This is a genomic window from Francisella philomiragia subsp. philomiragia ATCC 25015 (assembly GCF_000156715.1).
In the GTDB taxonomy this organism is placed as follows: Bacteria; Pseudomonadota; Gammaproteobacteria; order Francisellales; family Francisellaceae; genus Francisella; species Francisella philomiragia.
The window spans coordinates 165259-182219 of sequence record NZ_DS999314.1; the positions used below are offsets into that span (position 1 = coordinate 165259).

Sequence of the window (16961 nt, forward strand, 5' to 3'; positions counted from 1 at the left end):
GAAATAGTATTTTGAGTTATATCATAAATTAAAATTGACTTATATATGAGCAAATAACTCCTATAAATCCCAAAGTTTCAAAGATAGATAATTTTTTAAATTAGTAATTTGCTAAAATATCTCAAAGACTTTTTTGAAAATTATAATTGGTTAATATGACTAATCTAGATGCAAACACAATAACTTTACAAGGTCGCCATATTATCGAGGCTAGTGCTGGTACTGGTAAGACTTTTAATATTACTACTTTGTATATTAGGTTATTACTTGAAAAAAAGCTATTACCCAAAGATATCCTTGTAATGACCTTTACCAAAGATGCTACCCAAGAGATTATCGGTAGAGTGGAAGCTAAGATTAGAGATGTGTTAGCAGATCATAAAAGTTGTAAAGAAGTTTTATCCGATGAAGACTATAAACATATCAAAAGAGCGTTATTAGAAGTTGATGAAGCAGCTATATTTACTATTCATGGGTTTTGTAAAAAAGTCCTAAGTGAGCAAGCATTTGCTAGTGGTATGGAGATGGATGTCTCTATGGAGGTCGATACTTCAGATATTTTGCAAAAAGTAGTAGAGGATTTTTTTAGAAAACATATCAATAAAAATAAAACAAACTTTGAATATTTACAAGCATATAAGCTACATACTCCAGAGAAGTTTTTGGATAATCTAAGGAATGTTGTTAGGTCTAGTTATGAACTATTAACAAAGCAAGCTATAAGCTTAGATGAATTTAAAATACTTAAAAAGCAACAGCTGGAATTATTTTTAAATAATCATGATATCGTAGATGACTTTTTATCTAAATTAGGAAAAGGCGAGCCACAGGGCAAGAGAGTTGATGAATACCATAGAATTTTAGAATGGTTGAAATTAGATAATCAAACACTATTCCCAGATGATATATCTATAATTACAGATGGCAGAAAGATAAATGCAAAACTAATAAAACCGATTTTTATTGGTGTAAAAGAATTAAGAGACTTACAGGAAGAAATAAAGAAAGCAAATGCAACCCAATTTATCAAACAAGCCTGCCTGCAAATCCGCCAAGATTTTTCAAAAGCCAAAGAGCAAAAAGGTGTTTTAGACTTTGATGATTTGATTACTAAACTTTGTCATAGTGTCAAAAAGTTACCAGATTTAGTCAAGACTTTACAACATCAATATCCAGTTGCTCTTATCGATGAGTTTCAAGATACCGATGCTGAGCAGTATCAGATACTCGATACTATTTATCCTCAGAGTAATAAGCTACCCCATTCCCCTCTTGAGAGGGGTGCCGACAGGCGGAGTGTGGTGTCTGTGACTGATTCCCCTTCGTCCCAAAGGGGAATAGATGATTTGTTATTGCTAATGATAGGCGATCCAAAGCAAGCAATTTATGGTTTTAGGGGTGGTGATATCTTCACATATCTAAAGGCTAAAGATAGTTGCTCTAGTGACAATCAGTGGAGCATGGATACTAACTGGCGCTCAACTAGTGAGATGATAAAGGCTTACAATAGACTTTTTTATAAACAAGATTATCAGCCAGAAGAAGAGGGTCAAATTGGAGCTAATATCTTTAGTGATGGTATTGGCTATCAGCTTGTTAAAGCATCACCAAAGGCAAATGAGAAAGCAAAAGACTTTGATGATAACCTTAAACCAATAAATTATTTCTATTATCAAGTGGCTGAAGATGATAACAAAAGTGATATCGATAGTAATTTATCAGCATGGACTGCTAATGAGATTGTCAGGCTATTAAATTCTAAAAAAGTTGTAGAAAGTGATATCGCAATTTTGGTAGAGAATGGTAAGCAAGCAAAGGTTATTCAAAAAGCTCTACAAGCTAAGAAACTAAGCTCAGTATATCTAAGTCAGCGCGATAATGTCTATCATAGCCAAGAGGCTACGGAGATATTAGCTCTTATGGAAGGTATAAACGATCTTGAAAATAAATCTATGCTAAAAAGAGCGTTATCAACTAGTTTGCTTGGTGGTAGAGCTGATAAATTTATTAGTTATATTGATGAAAATGATGTCTCTGCATGGGATGAAGAGATAGAAAAAGCAAAATCTCTAAGACAACAATGGCATAAATATGGTTTTATGGCATTTATTATGCAAGTTATACATCAGAACTTCACTCAAAGATCGGATTCAAAAGAACGTGTTATCACAAATATTCTCCATTTAGCTGAGCTTATAAAAGTAGCTGAGAATAAATATAAACACCCAAATCAGCTAATCAAATGGTATCGCCAACAGCTAAATAGTACAGCTACAAGTGAGGGCGAACTTCGATTAGAGAGTGATGATAATCTAATTAAGATAATTACAATTCACGGTTCAAAAGGGCTTGAGTACTCAGTTGTATTTATACCATTTGCAAGTTATGTAAGCAAAAAGAAATTTGAGGCGAGTGATTTCTCTAAATACTATGATAAAAATATTAAACAGACAGTCTATAAAATTGGTAAGGATGACAGTGTAAAACCACAAATAGAAAATGAAGTTATAGAGGAATTAATGCGCCTATTTTATGTGGCTGTTACACGTGCAGAGCATAGATGTTATATTGGAGTTGCAAAATACCAAGATAAAAAATCCGATATTTCATTTAGAAGTCCATTAGCAAGATTTTTAGATTATCAAAAAGATGATGATTGGTTAGAAAAAATCCAAAATATAACAGCAAATCCTACTAATCAAAGTTCGCTTATAGATGTAGCTACAAGTCATTGTTATGAAAGTGAGAATTTAATTACAAATGACCAATTTGACCATGATACTTTACAAAACCTCAAAGCGAATGATATTAATAAGTTAGCAAATGATAGTTGGGAGATGTTGTCTTTCTCAAAAATATCAAAGTCAAAAGTTCAAAATACCGCATTAGAAAAAGAAAATGATGAGTCTGAAGATGATAGTGCTCAAAAATCTCAGCAGGAATTAGAGTTTAGATTCACAGCTTCCAAAGGAGCAGATATTGGTAATATTTTGCATAATGTTTTAGAGCATACGGATTTTAGCCTAGGCAAGATAGATGATAATCTTTTGCAAGAGCAAATGGATAGATATAAAGTAGTTGCTGCAGAAGATTTTGATAAGCTTAAAGTATGGTTAGAAGAGTGTTTAGTCGCTCCAATTCTATTTTCAATAGATACGAAAATAGGTGTCATTCCGTCAGGCTTGACCACGGGATCTATAGGTGACAACAAAAGCTTTTGCTTAAAAGATATTCCAAATACAAAAACCTTAAAAGAAGCAGAGTTTTATTTTCCTATATCAAATGAAAAACTATACAAGAAAAATATTATAGAGATTTTAGCAGAATATCGTAATCAAAATATTTATTATGATGATTTTGCTAGTCAAAAGATTTTTGGTATGCTTCATGGTTTTATTGATTTGATTTTTGAATATGATGGTAAGTTTTATGTGGCAGATTATAAGTCAAACTATCTAGGTGATAAATTAGAAGATTATAATCAAGCTGCTATGAGTGAGAAAAATCAAAGTAGCTTTTATGATTTACAATATCTAATATATAGCGTTGCCTTGGATAAGTACCTGCGACAAAACATTAAAAATTATAATTATGAAAAGCATTTTGGTGGAGTATATTATTTCTATCTTAGAGGTATGAAAGATGGTCATGGGGTTTATCGAGCTAGACCAACTTTAGAGATTATTAACAAAATTGCTAATCTATTTAATGGGGATGACTATCATGTATAAAACTTTCCATCAAGCTTGTGAGCAATTAGCAGATATTAGAGCTATAGATTTTTTCTTTGCTAAAGAAGTGTTTGATTTAGTCAAAAAGACTACCCCGTCTATAATCACTTTATCAAGTGATTTATATCCACCCCTTCACGGAGCGAAGGGGAACGATTTGGAACAAAAAAGTAATGAAGTTTTATTTCATATTTTGATAAAGCTTATGCATGTATATAGCCATGGTCATAGCTGTTTGAAGATAGCAGATATATCAAATAAAACTATTTTTGCTTCAGAGAAAACTAATCAAAGCGATGCTAAAGTAGGCTTTAAAATGCCAAGTTTTGATGAAATTGTAAGTATTTTAGAGTCTTTAGATTATGATAAATTACCTATATATTTTGCTAAAGAGTATGATTCCTTATATATCAAAAGATTGTGGAATTATGAGGTTGAAATAGCTAACTTTATAAAATCTAGAACTATCCAAAATATTCAACAAGCCAACCATATTGAAGAAGTTGTAGATAAGCTATTTGAACCTGCTGATGAGATAGATTGGCAAAAACAGGCAGTTATCAAAAGTCTAAATTATAATTTTAGTATTATTTCAGGTGGACCTGGTACAGGTAAGACAACTACAGTAGCAAAGCTTTTGCTTGCTATACAAATGCTTAATCAAAATCAGCAAAGAATAGCTCTTTTAGCACCAACAGGTAAGGCTGCTCAGAGAATGACGGAATCCTTAAATAGTGTATTAAGTAAAAGGGTAGACAATGATAGTTATTTAGGATTATCTAATTTAGAAGCTCAAACTATACATAGATTTTTAGGCTTAAGACCAAACTCTACTCATGTGAAATATAACGAGCAGTCAAAAGCACCATACGATGTGATTATTGTTGATGAAGCTTCGATGCTTGATATGAATATTTTTATTAAGTTGATTAGAGCAGTAGCTGATAATACCAAGCTAATTTTGATAGGTGATACTAATCAGTTACCATCAGTTGAGGCTGGTAGTCTTTTGGCAAACTTTACACACCACAGAGATGGCGATATTACGCCATATACAACATTACTTATCAAAAACTATCGTTCACAACAATATATAAATAATCTTGCAGCCTCAGTTCTAAAAGGTAATATTAATATTGATAGTCATCAAAATGAGAATATTAATTTTCATAGCATAAGGAATTTAGATACTTATTTAAGAGATTATGCAAAGAGATATTCACAGCTTGAAAAGTGCCGTGACTACAAAGAGGCTCTTACCGAGCTAAATAAATTTAGAATACTTGTAGCTAATAAAAATCTAGAAATTGGTACAGATAAGTTAAATCAGAAAATAGAGAAATTTATGTCTAAACCTATAGATTCTAGCTATAAGGGTAAACCAATTATGATAACTCAAAATAGTTATTCATTGGGATTATTCAATGGAGATGTAGGGATTATTTGGCCTGATGATACTGGTAAGCTTCGAGCATATTTTGATGGTAAAGATGCTAAGGCTTTTAGTCTAAATATGCTACCAAAATATGAAAGTGTTTATGCCATGACAATTCATAAAACTCAAGGTTCAGAGTTTGATGAAATTGTGATTATTCTTCCAGCAGAAGATAATGAAGCGCTAAGTAAACAGCTCCTGTATACAGCTATTACCAGAGCCAAACATAAATTAACGATTATTTCTGAACAAAGTAGCTTAAGAGATATTGCTCAGAAAGATATTAAGAGAAATTCCAATATTAGTGAATTAGTTAGCTTGAGCACTCAATAACTTAGAAATTACTTATTCATTTGCCAGATTATTCTAAGTCCATGAAGTAATAAATCAGAGATAATTACATCAAAATATTGTTCTTTCTCAAATAAGTGAGAATAACCTCCAGTTGCGATTAACACGGGAGGCTTATCTGAGAAACTTTCTTGAGAGATTCTACTAACTATCTCTTTTATAGCTCCTAATTGACCATATATAAGACCAGATTGAATTTGAGATATAGTTGTCTTACCAAGAGCAGAGCTAGGTTTTGCTATAGTCACATTTGATAGTTTTGCAGTCTTTTGCGATAGGCTATCCATTGATAGATTAATTCCAGGTAGAATTGCACCGCCTATATAAGATTTATTTTGCTTGATAGCACATATAGTTGTTGCAGTACCAAAATCAACAATGATAATGTTCTTAGATGGAAAGTTAGAGATAGCTGCAACTGAGTTTGCAACACGATCGGCACCTAAATCTAGAGGATTTTTGATATCAAGTTTTAATCCTGTTTTTATGCCAGGTTTTAACTCAAGAGGTGTAATCCCTAGATATTTTTTACAAGCAGAATTGACAGAATACTCTAGATGAGGAACAACAGATGAAAGTACAACTGCTTCAATATCTTCAATATCAAGCTTTTTTCTCTCAAAGAATGATAACAGAAATATGCCTAGCGTATCGGAGGTACACGGAGTAGTAGAAGGGTAGCGAAAGTTGTGCTTAATTTGATCTCCTACAAATACTCCACCAAAAATATGTGAGTTACCAATATCTATGCATACTATCATTTATTATTCTCCGGTTTTTAGGTCAACAAGCTTAGGTTTTATATTTTCTCTAGTAGGATCAACTTGTGCATAACTAATAATAAACAGCTGATCACCTATTTCACATCTTCTAGCAGCAGGGCCGTTTAGTGCGATAGTTTTACTATTTGGCTCGCCCTTGATTACATAAGTTTCAAGACGCTCACCGTTGTTTAAGTTTACTACTTGTACTTTCTCATTTTCAATAATATTTGCTTGTTTCATTATCTCACTATCGATAGTGATACTACCTACATAAAATAAATCTTTGCCAGTTACTGTAGCGTATGAGATTTTTGATTTTAAAACTGAAATTAACATGATGGTCCTGTCTCCTTTAGGAAGTTGTCAATTAAACGTACTTTACTAATGTAAAGTGCCAAAAATATTCTGTTATTAATTTTTTGAATGTATTCTGTTGTTGCACCAGTAGAATTAATCTTATTAGTTAGTTCTTCTAAGTCTGAGAAATTATCTTGTCTAAGTATTTCGTATACCTTATTAGCAATTTTCATGTCAGCAGATGTTAGATTTTTATTTCTAGAGCTAAGAGGAAGCCCTGTTGCTTCTCTTTGTGTTGAGCAAACTATAACCTTTGTTTTGATAAAAAAATCTTTAACAAGTTGTTTGATTAGCATAACTTGTTGGTAGTCTTTTTCGCCTAAGTAGAGATTATCAGGCTTAGTAATTTGTAGTAGCTTTAGTACTACAGTTAGCATACCACTGAAATGTCCAGGTCTAGCTTTACCTTCTAGGATATTCGCAATTTCAAGCTCAGGTTGTATTCTCAATAGGTTACCATCGGGATAGATATCTTTTTCACTAGGGTTAAATAATATATCGACATCAAGAGATTCTAATATTTGTATATCTTGCTGTAGTTGGTTTGGATATGTTTGATAATCATTTGGATTATTAAATTGAGTTGGATTTACAAATATACTGACAATAGCCACATCATTTTCTGATTTGGATTTTTTGATTAGGCTTATATGACCACTATGTAACGCACCCATTGTTGGGACAAAGCCTATTTTTTGATCTTTAGTGAAACTTTCTCTTAGCAAACTAAATTGCTCAATATTTTTAGAAATAATCATAGCTATACTCCTTAGTTGGAAAAATATTAGCTTTCGTCTCTTTAACATACGTATTTATAGCTTCAGAAAATATCTCAGAAGCACTTATATATTTCTTGACAAATTTTGGTTGAAAGTCAGTATTCATACCCAGCATATCTTGGAGAACCAAAATCTGACCATCGGTATCACTACCAGCTCCAATACCTATTGTTGGGATATTCAAATTTTGTGTAATATTTTTAGCAATATTTGTCGGTATACATTCTAGAACTATCCCAAAACATCCTGCTTGCTCAAGAAGCTTAGCTTCTTCAAGTAAATGCTTAGCAGCCTCTTCAGTTTTACCTTGAACTTTAAAACCACCAAAACTATTTATAAATTGAGGAGTCATACCAATATGACCCATAACTGGAACACCAGAATCTACGATATGTTTGATAATATCTAAATTTCCTGAACTACCTTCGAGCTTAACCGCATGAGCTCCTGATTGAATCAAAGCCGTAACAGCTTGCATTGTTGTTTCTAATGATTGGCGATAACTCATAAATGGCAAATCAGCGATGATGAATTTATCTGTAGCACCATTAGCTACCGCTTGAGTCATGAACTGTATATCAGCTAGAGTTGTATAGGTAGTATTTTTTTTACCCAGTAATACCATACCACCACTATCTCCAACGAGTATACAATCTATATCTGTTGAGTTTATAATTTTAGCTAAAGTATAGTCATAGCAAGTTACCATCGAGATTTTTTCTCGATTCGCTTTAGCTTTTTTGAAGCCTAAAACTGATTTCATTTCATCTTTTCTCCCTTGTTTGAAAATTGATTAACAATGGCTCTAAAAACATCATAGAAATCATCATCAATTAAAGCATTGAGATCCTTTTGTAGTGTAAGGCTATCCCCTCTAGCTATCGGGCCTGATAGGGCATGATGATTGTGTTTGATATTTTTAAAAGTGGTTTCTAAAAATGGTGTCAGATACTCTTGATTTATACCAAAGCGATTCTGCATTTCAGTATAGAATTTCTGCCAGATTAATGTGCTTACATTATTAGCTAAAACACACATTGCGTGATAATACGCTTTTTGACTTTTATTGATACAAAAATTAGTGTTAGGTAGCTTAGGTAAAAGCTCACTAAATGCGATACTTCTATCACAAGTTACAAATGCAATCGATTTGTACTCATCTAAAGAGTACAAGTTCTTATCAGGGAAGCTTTGTAAAGGATGTGCTGAATAAGCATTTTCGATATCCAAAAGACCAGAGAAGTGAATCACTATTAGCCTTTTTGATTTATTTGTGAGATATTTATCTACAAAACTTTGTATCTCAGAGTCTTTGATTAAGACTAAAACATGAGTTGCATTATCTAATAATTTATCAAGCTGATCTAACGATTCATTTCGAGACCATTGTCTGAAATCTAGGTTTAAGCATTTAAAATAATAGCACATATGTGCCGCTACATTGCCGTTGCCGACAATGACATATCTAGGTACCTGTTGCATAAATCAAGTCCATTTTTTAATTAAACTAAAACTGTGATTATTGCCTTTTTAAAAGGTCAATATTGTTTACAAACCATAAGTACCGTTACAAAATCGTATACAGTCTTATTTTTGTAATGCAGATTTATAACATATTGCAAAAAATCATACAATCTTTTAATAGCATTATTATTATTATATTTACCTAAGTTAATTAAATAAGAAAGCTCACAAATCTATAGCTCTTTCTCTTATGCAAAAGCTACTAAATTAGTATAAAATAATCACTATAAAAAATTATGATAAACTTTTCTTGTAATGACTCCGAGTGATTTTATTTCTACAGACTATAAAACTTTAACTAAAGCACAATTAAAGTCATATATTGATGATCTTGCAGAGTATCTAGGTGAACAAAGCTATTTGTATCATACTATAGATAAGCCAGTTATTACTGACTCAGACTATGATAAGTTATTCCGATTATTACAAGATTTAGTAGATGATAATCCACAGCTTAAGCCATCAAACTCAGTATTAGATCGTGTTGGAGGTGATGTTTTAGCAGGATTTGAGACTATCAAGCATAAAAAGAAAATGACATCTCTGGCTAATGTTTTTAGTCTAGAGGAGTTGCGTGATTTTTATGACAAGATAGAGTATGACATTGAGCTTGAATGTGAACCTAAAATGGATGGCTTGGCTATTAGTATCTTTTATAAAAATGGTAAGTTTGATTATGCTGTTACGCGTGGTGATGGTATTCAGGGTGAAAAAGTATCCGAAAATGTCAAAACCATCCGTAATGTCCCACTTAAACTAAATACTTCAAATCCTCCAGAAGAACTAGAAGTTCGTGGTGAGATTATCCTAGATAAGCAAAGTTTTCTATCTCTTAATGAGTATATGCAAACTCATGAGAATAAAACTTTTGCAAATCCGCGTAATGCAGCAGCTGGAAGTATTCGTATGCTTGACTCAAAAGTCGTAGCAAAGCGACCACTTAAGCTTTATAGCTATGGTATTGGCTACTTTTCTAAAGACTTTGTACATCCTGAAACTCAATTTGAGCTTATGAACCTATTACAAAGCTTTGGCTTTACTATCAGTGATAATATGTTTTTGGCAAAAAACTTCTCAGAAGTTGAAGTGTATCACCATAAGATGAGTCATCAGCGTGCAGATTTAGCTTATGATATTGATGGTTTAGTTTTTAAGGTTAATAACATTAAATTACAGGATACTATTGGCTACACTGCTAGAGGACCTAAGTGGGCTATAGCATATAAGTTTCCAGCTGAAGAGGTTGAGTCAGAAGTGCTAAATGTAGAGTTCCAAGTTGGCAGAACAGGAGCAATTACCCCAGTTGCAAGACTTAAGCCAGTTGCAGTTGGTGGTGTAATAGTTTCAAATGCAACTTTGCATAATATCAATGAAATTAAACGCAAAGATATCCGAGTCGGTGATAGAGTCATTGTACGTAGGGCAGGGGATGTAATTCCAGAAGTCGTCAAAAGCTTATCAGAATACCGTAAGCCTGATGCACAGATGGTTGAGATGCCAACAAATTGTCCAGTTTGTGATTCAACAATTGAGAATATCAACGATCAGGCTATATATCGTTGTACAGGAGGGTGGCATTGTCAGGCTCAAACTACTGAGCGCTTGAAGCACTTTGTCTCTCGTAAAGCAATGGATATTGATAAGCTTGGAGCTAAACTAATTGAGCAACTTGTTGCTGCAGATTTGATCAAGTATCCAGCGGATATTTATAAGCTCAATTTTGAACAATTGACAGGCTTAGAAAGAATGGGTGCTAAATCATCGCAAAATGTTTTAGACTCTATCACAAAAAGTAAAGAGCCAAGTTTAGCAAGATTTATTTTTGCAATAGGGATTAAAGATGTTGGTGAGGTGTCATCAGAAGCTTTAGCCAATCATTTTGGTAGTTTAGAAAGTTTCCGTGAAGCTAAATTTGAGCAATTAATAGAGATTAATGATATTGGTGAAATTATTGCTAAAAATATTGTTTCATTTTGGCAAGATTCCCTAAACATACAAATTGTTGATGAATTACTAGGCAATTCTATTAATATCCAAAATCCAGAAAAAATTGAGCAAGCGCATAATGAGAGTTTTACAAATAAAACTATTGTGATTACAGGAACTTTTGAAAACTATAACCGTACAGAATTGACACAACTTCTTAAATCAATGGGTGCAAAAGTTACCTCAAGTGTCTCTAAAAAAACTGATATGGTTATTTGTGGTGATAATGCAGGAAGTAAGCTTATCAAAGCTCAAGATTTAGGTGTTGAGGTTATTTTTGAAGAAGATTTGCAAAATTTGTTATGAAGATTAATAACTTAAAAATGGGTGATGTAGTTTTCATAGTAGATGACGCTGAGAAAAATATTTCTAGTTTATCTACAGGATTTGGTGGTTATAGTTACTATCATTGTGCCTTATATATAGGCAATGGAAATATTATAGAAGCTATTCCTGTTGCAGGAGTTATACAAGCTAAATTATCTAAATATTCAAATAAGAAAACTCTAGTGGCTCGTGTATCAGAGAGTAAGGAGTTTTTACAAGAATTAGTTAATAATGCTAGTGAATTTATAGGTTTTGCTTATAATGATTTGTTTTTACCGAATATAAAAGGCAAACTCTATTGTTCAGAATTAATTCATGTAGCTTTTAACAGTGTGTGTGAGGATCAATATTTTGCTCAGCATAGCCTTAACTATATTGCACTTAACGATATTGAAGTATCGAAGTACTGGATAGATTTCTATGGTGAGTATGGTCTAAAAGTTCCTCAAGGTGAGTCTGGCTCACACCCTAATAATTTATCATTAGATAAAAAGTTTACTCATAGAGCTTTTTTAGGTAGTATTTAATAACAGTTTACAACTTCTGTGCTTTATCATAGAATTAAATTGTGGATACTTTTTATTAAATCACTTACAAAATTATTAAAGGGTTACTATGAAAATAAGAAAAGCAACATCTAAAGATTTCAAAGATATGCTAAATATATGGAAAGAGTGTATATCTACAACCTGTGAATTTTTAACAACGAGTGAGATAAATAAAGAAGTTGAAATTCTAGAACAAAAATATTTCGATACGCCAGAAACTAAGTGTTTTGTCCAAGTTGTGGATGATAAAAATGTAGGCTTTGCATGTATTAGAGATAAGGAACTATTGTTTTCCCCTGTATTACCAAGCTTTTTTGGTAAAGGTCTTGGTGAAGCAATGGTTAAGTATTTATTTGAAAATCATGATATAGATACTGCTTATGTCTATTGCTCTGATATGCACTCTCTAGCATTTTATACAGCATTAGGATTTATTATTGATGATAGAATAGATGATATTTTCTTTGATAATAGATATAAACTAAACAGATTAAAATTGTCCATATCTCCAAAGGAAGCCGCTGAGAGAATTGCAGCTAAGAAGAAATCTTCTTAATCAAACAATAATAAAATCCATCACCTTTATCTTCTGTAGGTAATATCTGATAACCATAATCAGTTTTATAATTTTCTAGAATTTTAATTTCTACAATCTCAGCATCTTGATGTTTTGATAGGAAATTCTTTATTTGTAATTGATTTTCTTGAGCCAAAATAGAGCATGTAATATATAGCAGATAGCCATTGTTTGTAAGATTGTTGTTCCATAAGCTATCAAGTATTTCAGCTTGAAGAGTTTGGATAGACTTTATATCTTCAGATTTTCTTAAAACTTTGATGTCAGGATTTCTCTTAAGTGTGCCAAGAGCAGAACATGGGGCATCTAGGATGATTTTGTTATACTGTCCGGCTAGAGGTTGTGTCAGATCATGCTTTGTTACATTTACATGATTATTTTTGGCTATTCTTGTTATATTTTCTTTAAGTAATTCTAGGCGTTTATCAATAATATCTATAGCTGTAATTTTAGCTTGTGGAGCTAATTCTAGGATATGAGTTGTTTTGCCACCAGGAGCAGCACAAGCATCCAAAATAATATCATTATTTTGGACATTAATAATATGTCCCATATACTGAGCGGATATATCTTGAACACTAAAATAACCTTGTTGAAAAAGAGTATTATTTTTGACATCAATGGCTTTATCTAATTTGATGCAGTTCTCTAGTTCAGTTTTTGAGTAACTAATATTGTTTTTATCAAAATAATCAATAACATATTGAGGATCTTTTGCTTTGTTCAGGCGAATAAACATATCTGCTTTTGAGTTTACAGCTTTAGCTATTTTTTGATAATCAACTGGGTATTGTTCTTTAAGCATATTACTAAGCCATTGTGCAAGATCATGAGTTTTATGTTCTGTATAATTCGGCGTAATATCCTCTAAATCACGAACTATTTGTCTTAGTACACCATTAACAAGTTTTTTTGCCCATAGTATCTTTAGATTTTTACAAGCTGCTACAGTTTCATTAATGCTAGCATAATGAGGTTGATTGATCTCAAAAATCTGTAGGATACCCAGCATTACTAATATTTTAGCTTTTAGCTTAGTTTTTTCAGCTAAATATAAACTAGCTACATTTTCTAAAGAATAATAATTTCTAAAGAATTCATAACATAATAGTTTTACGAACGATTTATCTTTATCTGATAAATTATGTTCAATAAGCTTATGTTCTATAGTTAATAGAGAGTGTTTGTTATCAATAATATCTAAAATTGACTTAGCTGCAATAGCACGGGTATTCATTATTTGATATGTTTTGCTAAAATTTTGATAAGCTTAGGTTGAACTTTTTTATTACCTGCTACGATTAGACCAGATTCAAGATTGCTACTACCATGAATGTCAGTAACTATAGCACCAGCTTCCTTCATGATTATATATCCAGCTGCTAGATCCCATATCTTGACACTACCACAAGCCCATAATCCATCGATATAACCAGCTGCTAAGTAAGCCATATCCATAGCTATACTTCCAGAATATCTATAGCCAGAAATTACTTGTTGAAGTTTGATAAGTTCAGCAACATAAGTATCTTTGAATATTCTACGTGAGTATTTTAGAGACGCTGAAATTAAAGTCTTCTCTAAGTCTTGACTTTGCGCAACTCTAATTTTTTTACCATTAAGTAGGGCGCCTTGTCCTTTATAGGCACAAAACATTAAATCTAAGAATGGATTATAAATAACACCTAAAACGATATCATTATCTTTTTTTGCTGCAATTGAAATACAGCAGTGTGGCAGGCCATGGACAAAGTTATTAGTACCGTCTATAGGATCAATAATCCATGTAAAGCGACTATCTTTGTTACCAAATTCACCACTTTCTTCAGTTATGAAATAGTCATTGAATCCAGATTTTTTGATATTGTCGATGATGAAATTTTCTACTGCTACATCAACATTTGATACAGTTGTATTATCAGATTTTTGAGAAATTTGGATAGTACTAGGATCATTTTGAGCTTGTAGAATAATTTTACCTGCTTTTCTAGCAATAGTTGTTACAGCATTAAGAATAGGTTTCATTTGTTGTGAAAATTGTCAGATTATTATTTTTAGATATGATACATTATTTAGTTTCAAAATAGGATAGCTTTGGTCAAATAAGAGACTATATTATACTAGTAATACCATAAGTGATTGCTATACCACCGAAAAATAACCATGCGAATAATATTAACGCTAACACTAAAGGTTTTATTCCAGCTTGGATAAATTTAGATACATGAGTTTCAAGTCCTAAAGCAGTCATTGCCATAGCTAATAAAAATTGGTCAGCTATTCTTATGCTACTAACAGTTGTTACTGGTAGTAAATCTAGAGAGTTAAAGCCAGCAACTATTATAAAACCAATAGCAAACCATGGAATGATTTTTTTAATTGATCCTTTTTCAGGCTTTGATCCATTTACTCCACCTACAGTCGCTGCAGATTTAGCTATCCATATACCTATCACGATTAGCATAGGCGCTAACATCATCACACGTATCATTTTGACTGTCACAGCAACTTCTTCAGCATGAGCACTTACACCACTTCCAGCAGCTACAACTTGAGCAACTTCATGTATTGAACCACCTGCAAAAATACCATATTGAGCATCAGTCATATGACCTAAAAGACCAGCTTTCATTAGAATAGGGTACAAGAACATCGCAGCAGTCCCGAATAATACAACTGTACCTACAGCCATAGCTGCCTTATACGGTTCTGATTTTAATGTGCCTTCGGTAGCTAATACAGCAGCAGCACCACATACAGCACTACCAGCAGCTACTAAAATAGAGCTATCTCTATCTAAGCCAAATACCTTAGTACCTAGCACAATACCTATTACTAGGGTAGAAACTAGCATAATTATTGATACTGAAAGCCCAGCTAAACCAACAGATGCTATTAATTGGAAAGTTAGGTTGAAGCCATAAAAGATTATTGCAAATCTAAGGATTTTCTTTGCACTAAATACAATACCTTCTTTCCATTTATGAATAATTTTACTTGCTGGTGTATGAGTTAATGCCATACCTAGCACAATCCCTATAATTAATGGGCTAATTCCAAGATCCTCAATTGCAGGGATCTTTGCTATAAAATAGGCTATGCCAGCAAGAATTGCTACTAACAGTACGCCTAGAATCATCGGTTGAGTGAAATGTTTTTTCATGATTTTCTATCGTTAGTTAAAATAAGTTTTGTATAAATATATACTATCAGTCTACTATTTTATAACTAAAAGTATTTATATCTATTATTAGAAAAATTTATATCTTGAGACTTATGCGTTTTTTTGTTCTTTTGAGAATATAACAGCTGATATTACAAGTATGAACGATATTATATAAAAAATAACTACAGAGTGCATTACATTAGTAAGTCCGAAATATTTATTTATAAAAGCACCTGTTGTTGTAGATAGCGCTGTACCTGTTGTACCAAATAAAAGAATAGTCGTAATAAGAGTTGGAGGAGCATTCTCCATTTGGAAAGTTCCATAAGCTAGTAAACCTGCATATATATAGCAGTTAAATAAACCAAATATAATAGCTGATTTGATTACTGTACTCATATCAGGGATATATAATATGCCAGATAATGCGATTAATCCAACTAACATAAATGTAGGCAAAATATATCTTAATGGTACGAATCTTGTTATAAGTGGACTTATAAATAACCCTACACATTGTGCAGTCCAGAAATAAGAAAGTGGTTTGTTTGCATCAATCGTGCCCCAGCCTAATATTTCTTGGAAATATGATTGAGCATAACTAGTCATTATTAATTGAGCTAGTAGAAACAAAAATGCTGCAAAAGCAATACAATATAAGCTTAAATTCCAAGATGAAAAGCTTAGTTTTGTATTTACGTCATTTACTGTTTTATGTCTATTTAGTATAGAGAAATCAGAAAAAATAACTAAAACTAGAATAATAACAGCAGTTATTTGTAGGATTGAGTAAATAGTATACCATTGGAAGTTTTGGGTAATCAAATAAGCTGCAAATATTGGAATTAAAGCTCCACCAAAGCTAAAAAAGAAGTCTGTGAAAATTACATTCATAGCTCTAATTTTATGATCGTTATAAATATGTACAATCATATAGCTTGCTATTGCCATAAATAATCCGCCTGTTATACCCACGCAAGTTAGTAGTATTTTAAGTGTGAACATAGATGGTACAATAGCAGTTATAAGTGATGAAATAACACCAATAGCCACAGCTGCTACAAGTAGTAGTTTTATTGAAAATCTATTCATCAAAATACCAATAATTAAGATAGCAAACCACATTGCTACGTTAATAAATGTGAATGCAAAACCAATATTGCTGTTATTAAAATATTCAGATAGGGGTTTCATGACAGCCCCGGTAACTAATACTACATTAGCTGTATAAAAGTAACAAAGGTAACATATAAAAGTTATTAGTAGTTTATTTTTAAATGACGATGTGTTGTTTGTTCCACTTTCCATGTTGATTTTATATTGTGAGGATATAGAATGATTATTTTTGCATAAGTAGTTATTTTTAGCAAGATACTAATCTTGTTAATTATTCGGACAAATTTATTTAAATATAAG

General features: G+C 32.1%; 14 protein-coding genes. 5 read left to right on the plus strand and 9 right to left on the minus strand.

The genetic code is table 11. The annotated features are described in order from the left end of the window. Nucleotides 1-155: 155 nt before the first annotated feature. Together recB and recD are read left to right on the plus strand one after the other, a co-directional pair. Nucleotides 156-3731 (plus strand): exodeoxyribonuclease V subunit beta, encoded by a 3576-nt coding sequence (recB, locus tag FTPG_RS05090; RefSeq protein ID WP_035722437.1) that lies wholly within the window; start codon nt 156-158, stop codon nt 3729-3731. After that, the gene (gene recD / locus FTPG_RS05095; protein ID WP_035722440.1) at nt 3724-5499 is read left to right on the plus strand and encodes an exodeoxyribonuclease V subunit alpha; all 1776 of its coding nucleotides are present in this window, start codon (nt 3724-3726) and stop codon (nt 5497-5499) included. The genes recB and recD overlap by 8 nt, the downstream gene beginning before the upstream one ends. Nucleotides 5500-5507: 8 nt before the next feature. Here the strand turns inward: recD and FTPG_RS05100 are convergent, their stop codons facing one another. The 5 genes from FTPG_RS05100 to panG are packed head-to-tail and all read right to left on the minus strand — an operon-like array spanning nt 5508 to nt 8899. Beyond that, nucleotides 5508-6278 (minus strand): type III pantothenate kinase, encoded by a 771-nt coding sequence (locus tag FTPG_RS05100; RefSeq protein WP_004287355.1) that lies wholly within the window; start codon nt 6276-6278, stop codon nt 5508-5510. A 3-nt stretch (nt 6279-6281) separates the two neighbouring features. After that, nucleotides 6282-6617 (minus strand): aspartate 1-decarboxylase, encoded by a 336-nt coding sequence (gene panD / locus FTPG_RS05105; protein WP_004287356.1) that lies wholly within the window; start codon nt 6615-6617, stop codon nt 6282-6284. Continuing rightward, on the minus strand, nt 6611-7396 hold the full coding sequence (panC, locus tag FTPG_RS05110) for a pantoate--beta-alanine ligase (RefSeq protein ID WP_035722443.1): 786 nt from the start codon (nt 7394-7396) through the stop codon (nt 6611-6613). The genes panD and panC overlap by 7 nt, the downstream gene beginning before the upstream one ends. Then, nucleotides 7383-8180 carry a 3-methyl-2-oxobutanoate hydroxymethyltransferase gene (panB, locus tag FTPG_RS05115; protein WP_004287358.1) on the minus strand — a complete coding sequence of 266 codons (798 nt, stop codon included), beginning with the start codon at nt 8178-8180 and terminating at the stop codon, nt 7383-7385. The genes panC and panB overlap by 14 nt, the downstream gene beginning before the upstream one ends. After that, nucleotides 8177-8899: a 2-dehydropantoate 2-reductase PanG gene (gene panG / locus FTPG_RS05120; RefSeq protein WP_004287359.1), complete on the minus strand. Its 723-nt coding sequence runs from the start codon at nt 8897-8899 to the stop codon at nt 8177-8179. The genes panB and panG overlap by 4 nt, the downstream gene beginning before the upstream one ends. 297 nt (nt 8900-9196) lie before the next feature. On the opposite strand from panG, the gene ligA reads away from it, so the two are divergent. From ligA to FTPG_RS05135, 3 genes are all read left to right on the plus strand, one after another. Continuing rightward, entirely contained in the window at nt 9197-11233 is a 2037-nt protein-coding gene (ligA, locus tag FTPG_RS05125) for an NAD-dependent DNA ligase LigA (protein WP_004287360.1), read from the plus strand. Further along, nucleotides 11230-11781, plus strand: a complete 552-nt coding sequence (locus FTPG_RS05130; RefSeq protein ID WP_004287361.1) for a YiiX/YebB-like N1pC/P60 family cysteine hydrolase — start codon at nt 11230-11232, stop codon at nt 11779-11781. The genes ligA and FTPG_RS05130 overlap by 4 nt, the downstream gene beginning before the upstream one ends. A gap of 88 nt (nt 11782-11869) precedes the next feature. Continuing rightward, on the plus strand, nt 11870-12358 hold the full coding sequence (locus FTPG_RS05135) for a GNAT family N-acetyltransferase (RefSeq protein ID WP_004287362.1): 489 nt from the start codon (nt 11870-11872) through the stop codon (nt 12356-12358). On the opposite strand, the gene rsmB is transcribed toward FTPG_RS05135, so the two are convergent. The 4 genes from rsmB to tsgA form a co-directional block, all read right to left on the minus strand. After that, nucleotides 12339-13616 carry a 16S rRNA (cytosine(967)-C(5))-methyltransferase RsmB gene (rsmB, locus tag FTPG_RS05140; RefSeq protein WP_004287363.1) on the minus strand — a complete coding sequence of 426 codons (1278 nt, stop codon included), beginning with the start codon at nt 13614-13616 and terminating at the stop codon, nt 12339-12341. The genes FTPG_RS05135 and rsmB overlap by 20 nt on opposite strands. Next, complete coding sequence (locus tag FTPG_RS05145) at nt 13616-14404, minus strand: inositol monophosphatase family protein (RefSeq protein WP_004287364.1); 789 nt, start codon at nt 14402-14404, stop codon at nt 13616-13618. Before FTPG_RS05145 ends, rsmB begins: the two co-directional genes overlap by 1 nt. A gap of 85 nt (nt 14405-14489) precedes the next feature. Next, nucleotides 14490-15542: a YeiH family protein gene (locus FTPG_RS05150; RefSeq protein ID WP_004287365.1), complete on the minus strand. Its 1053-nt coding sequence runs from the start codon at nt 15540-15542 to the stop codon at nt 14490-14492. Nucleotides 15543-15653: 111 nt separating this feature from the next. Next, entirely contained in the window at nt 15654-16853 is a 1200-nt protein-coding gene (gene tsgA / locus FTPG_RS05155; RefSeq protein WP_004287366.1) for an MFS transporter TsgA, read from the minus strand. Between the last annotated feature and the right edge of the window lie 108 nt (nt 16854-16961).